A 4,390-nucleotide genomic window follows, 5' to 3' on the forward strand; every position below is an offset into this window, starting at 1 on the left:
AAAGCTTCGTGTAGGTGCGTTGCGCCAAGTCTTCTATGCCGAGCAGGCGCATGGCCTCCCAGGCGATCTCGCGATCGTGCTTGTTGATGCGCGAGAAGCGGTCGAGATAAGGGCTGCGGCCCATGAGCACCACGTCGCCCACCGTGAACGGGAACGGTGGCGTGTGCGCCTGCGGCAGGTAAGCGAAGATTCGCGCGCGTTCCTGGTCGGTCATCGAAACGACTGTGCGACCCTGCATGCGAATGTCGCCCGCGAACGGTTTCTCCAGGCACAAAATGTTCTTCAACAGCGTGGTTTTCCCGCAGCCGTTCACCCCGATAATGCAGGCGAATTCGCCTTCGTCCATCGCAAGCGAAACGCCGTGCACGATTTCCTTATGCCCGTAGCCGCAATGCAGGTCGTGGACGGATAGCAAATGCTCAGTCATCCCTCACCACCCCTTGATGTTGTGACGGAAGATGAAGATAAAGAACGGCACGCCGATAATGGCGGTCAGAATGCCGATGGGGATTTCGGTCGAAGCCATAAGGCGGCACAGGTCGTCGACGATAAGCAAATACCCCGCGCCAATGAACATCGACGTGGGCAGCAGCACTTTGTAGTTCGGTCCCACGATGGAGCGTGCGAGATGCGGAATAACCAGGCCGACCCACCCCACAATGCCGGCAACGGCGACCGAGCAGGCAACGATGAGCGTGGAGGCGAAAATGACGATGAGGCGCACACGTCCCGTGTTTACGCCCAGACTGCGCGCCTCTTCCTCGCCGAACGACAGCACGTTGAGCTTCCAGCGCTCAAGCATGAGCAGCACGAAGCCCGCCAGCATGGGCGCCACGATGACTGCAAGATCGGCCTGATTGATGCGTGAGAAGCTTCCCATGAGCCAAAACGTGATGGCGGGAAGTTTGTCGTTGGCGTCGGCCATGAATTTTACGAGCGAGGTGAACGACTGGAACAAGGTGGTGACGAGCATGCCGCCCAGTACCAGGCCCAAAAGCGCGTCGTATTTGTTCACCATTTTGTTCATCCATACGGCGCCGCCCACGGCAACCATGGCCCCAATAAAGGCGAACAGCTGCACCATCGAATTGGACATATCGAACAGCAGCGCCAGACATGCGCCAAAGCTCGCGCCCGCGGAAGCGCCCAAAATGTCGGGCGAGACGAGCGGGTTTTTGAACATGCCCTGATAGCTCGCGCCAGCGACGGCCAACGCCGCGCCCACGAGCATGACTACGAGAATGCGTGGCAGGCGAATGTTCATGAGTGCCGTCGCCATTTGCTGGTTCACCTCGACATGGGGGATGGCCACGCCAAAATGCGCGGCGAAATCGGCGAGGGCGTTGTTCGCCAGGCCGCCGAGCGTCGAGATAAGCTCGACGGGTGAAATGGGATAACGTCCCAACGCGAAGGAAACGAGCACGATGCCCAGAAGCGCGATGCCGATCGCTATCTTGATCCACGGTTCGACTTTGCGGTCGAGTAGCTCGGCGGATGCGGATGTTTCGGATTTCTCGCATTCGTCTGACAAGCGACCTTGCTCGGCGTCGGCGTCGCCTTCCGCTCGCGAGCGAGGCGGCTTCTTCCAAAACCTTATCTCCCCCATATTTCCCCTTGCGCTTATGTTTTGCGATGATATCATTCGATTATTCTCGCATGAGATTATTAAGAGCGGGAAATATTATACTTCATAGAGTCTTATGCGCAAATGACGAAGCGGGACGAAATGGTGGAAAGGGAGTTTCGCTTGGCGTCGCGTAAAGGGAGCGCATAGGCGCAAAGGGAGGAAGGAAACCAGATGCTTACCAAGAAACGCAGCCTGGCCATTGTTATGATGGCGGCGTGTCTGGCGATGGCGTTGACGCTGCTCGCCGGATGCTCGGGCACGGACAAGGCAGCTACCGAGTCGTCCGACAACAACGCGACCCAGACGGAAACCGTCGACCTGATGGCCGATCGTACCATTACCGACGACGCTGGCCGCGAGGTCACGATTCCCGGTGTTGGCGCGCTGCAGAAGATCTATTACACTGGCGCTCCCGGCCAGATTTTCTGCTTCACCCTGGCTCCTGAGCTGGCGGCTGGCACTACTATGGAATTCTCCGACGCGGAACTGGCGTATTTGCCCGAAGGAACTGGCGACCTGCCGTACTTGGGCACCCTTTCCGGCGGCAAAGAGCTCAACCCTGAAGCTATTATGGCCGAAGGCGTTCAGGTGATTTTCTCGGTCACCACCGGCAAGCCCGGCGATTCCGATGCGAGCTCTGCCGACGACTTGCAGAGCCAGACGGGCATTCCTGTCGTTGTTCTGGACGGCACGCTCGATGCGACGCCTACCACGTATCGCACGCTTGGCACGCTGCTGGGCAAAGAAGACCAGGCCGAGAAGCTGGCGTCCTACTGCGAGACCGCGCTTAACAATGTCGATGCTGCCGTCGCGACCGTCCCCGAGGATCAGCGCGTACGCCTGTACTACGCTGAGGGCTCCGAGGGTCTGCAGACCGAGCCCAAGGGCTCCACGCATTCCTTGGCGTTCGATCGCGCTGGCGCCGACAATGTGGCCCAAGATGTCGAAGCCCAGAAGGGCAAGGGCATGAGCCCCGTTTCGCTCGAGCAGGTTCTTGCATGGAACCCGCAGGTCATCGTTGCATGGGACGACGTTGTGCGCGGCGGTGCCGATGAGCTTATTCGCACCGACGCCAATTGGTCGACCATCGACGCCGTGAAAGACGGCAAGGTGTACACGATGCCCAACGTGCCGTTCTCTTGGTGCGATCGCCCGCCTGCGGTCAACCGCATTCTCGGCATTCAGTGGATTGCGAACACGCTGTACCCCGACGCCTATGACGTCGACATGGTCGAAGTCACCAAGGAGTTCTACAGCTTGTTCTACCACGCCGATGTGACCGACGAGCAGGCTCGCGAGATTCTTGGCAACAGCTACAACGGCTAAGTCAAGAGCGGCAGCTGCAGAAGAGGCGCGTCGCGTCGCGAAATAGTGTGAAAACGAAAAGGGACCGAAGCGATATGCCTCGGTCCCTTTTCGTTTGCGGGAAATTGAAACGACGGGCAATCGAAGGCGACTGCGCTTCCCTATTCTTCCAGGTCGAATAGGCTCTTCATGTCGGTTTCCTTCATGGGTGCGCCAGCCGAAGGCAGCTTCTCTGCGCGGAACTTCTCGACTTGGGCTTTGCTGCCGATAAATTCTTCCGCCGTGCCCACCATGGTCACCGTGCGGCTGCCCTTGATGGTGAGCGCTTGTACGCCCTGCGTCGAATTGGTGGTCTTCGTCTTCAGAAGCGACGTATTGAAGTTCACCAGGCGATAGTCGCTCGACACGAGCGCCAGGTCGCGATCTTCCTTCAGCACGGTGGCGTACATGAGCTTTGCTCCGCCGTAAATCGCGTTCTTCAGGCGCTTGCGGTTCGTTTTGGTGGCGTATCCCGACAGCGCCACGCGCGCCACGCGGCCATTCTCGAAGACGAACAGCACGTCGGCCTTGTAATCTTCAGGGTCGATGACCCAGGCCACGGTCTCGTCGGCGTCCATTTCCAAATCGGTGGGCAAATACGAGCCGAGCTGCGCCGACTTGGTGTCTTCGAACGCGGCGACCTTGCACTTGTACACCTGGCATTGGTTCGTGAACACGAGCAAATCGTGCGTGTTGGAGGAATCGAACTCGATGAAGGGCTCGTCGCCGTCTTTGTATTTCAGCGTCGTGGCCTTGCGCAGCACGCGGTCGGTCATCTTCTTCAGATAGCCGTCGCGCGAGAGCATCATGGTCACGGGATATTCCTCGACCTCGGGCTCGAGGTTCACCTCGACGATTTCCGAAGGCGCGACCAGGCCGGTTTTGCGCGGCATGACGTGCTTCTTATTCACCGCGGCGAGCTCGTCGTGGATGACCTTCTTGATCTTCTTCTCGCTCGCGAGAATAGCGTTTAGCTCGGCGATGTCGGCCTCGAGCTTCTCGATATCCTTCGTGCGGTTGATGATGTATTCCTCGTTGATGTTGCGCAGCTTGATTTCCGCAACGAATTCGGCCTGGACCTGGTCGATATTGAAGCCCTTCATGAGGTTGGGCACAACGTCGGCCTCGAGCTTCGTGCCGCGAATGATCGCGATGGCCTTGTCGATGTCGAGCAGAATCGCCTCAAGGCCGTGCAGCAGGTGCAAACGGTCGGTTTTCTTGTCCAAATCGAAATTCATGCGGCGGCGGGTCGATTCGACGCGCCACGCCACCCACTCGCCCAAAATCTCGCGTACGCCCATGACGCGCGGATAGCCGTCGACGAGCACGTTGAAGTTGCACGAGAACGAATCTTGCAGCGTGGTGGAGCGGAACAGCTTCGCCATGAGCTGCTCGGGGTCGACGCCCCTCTTCAGATCG

Annotated in this window: 4 protein-coding genes; 1 reads left to right on the forward strand and 3 read right to left on the reverse strand. The window is 58.7% G+C overall.

All coding sequences use genetic code 11. The annotated features are described in order from the left end of the window. On the reverse strand, window positions 1-427 hold a 427-nt coding region (locus ACWI8T_RS08460), incomplete at its 3' end, for an ABC transporter ATP-binding protein (protein ID WP_449138622.1). 3 nt (window positions 428-430) lie between these two features. After that, window positions 431-1,606, reverse strand: a complete 1,176-nt coding sequence (locus ACWI8T_RS08465) for a FecCD family ABC transporter permease (protein WP_449138623.1) — start codon at window positions 1,604-1,606, stop codon at window positions 431-433. A gap of 192 nt (window positions 1,607-1,798) precedes the next feature. Between ACWI8T_RS08465 and ACWI8T_RS08470 the strand changes: the two genes are divergently transcribed. Next, window positions 1,799-2,953 carry an ABC transporter substrate-binding protein gene (locus ACWI8T_RS08470; RefSeq protein WP_449138624.1) on the forward strand — a complete coding sequence of 385 codons (1,155 nt, stop codon included), beginning with the start codon at window positions 1,799-1,801 and terminating at the stop codon, window positions 2,951-2,953. 140 nt (window positions 2,954-3,093) lie between these two features. Here the strand turns inward: ACWI8T_RS08470 and ACWI8T_RS08475 are convergent. Further along, window positions 3,094-4,390: DNA gyrase subunit A (locus ACWI8T_RS08475; protein ID WP_449138625.1), on the reverse strand; the 1,297-nt coding region annotated here is incomplete at its 5' end.

It is taken from the genome of Slackia sp., from assembly GCF_977041755.1.

Bases quoted from the DNA above. Each gene is read 5' to 3' on its own strand.
- ACWI8T_RS08465 (WP_449138623.1), bottom strand. From the start codon at position 1,606: ATGGGGGAGATAAGGTTTTGGAAGAAGCCGCCTCGCTCGCGAGCGGAA.
- ACWI8T_RS08470 (WP_449138624.1), top strand. From the start codon at position 1,799: ATGCTTACCAAGAAACGCAGCCTGGCCATTGTTATGATGGCGGCGTGT.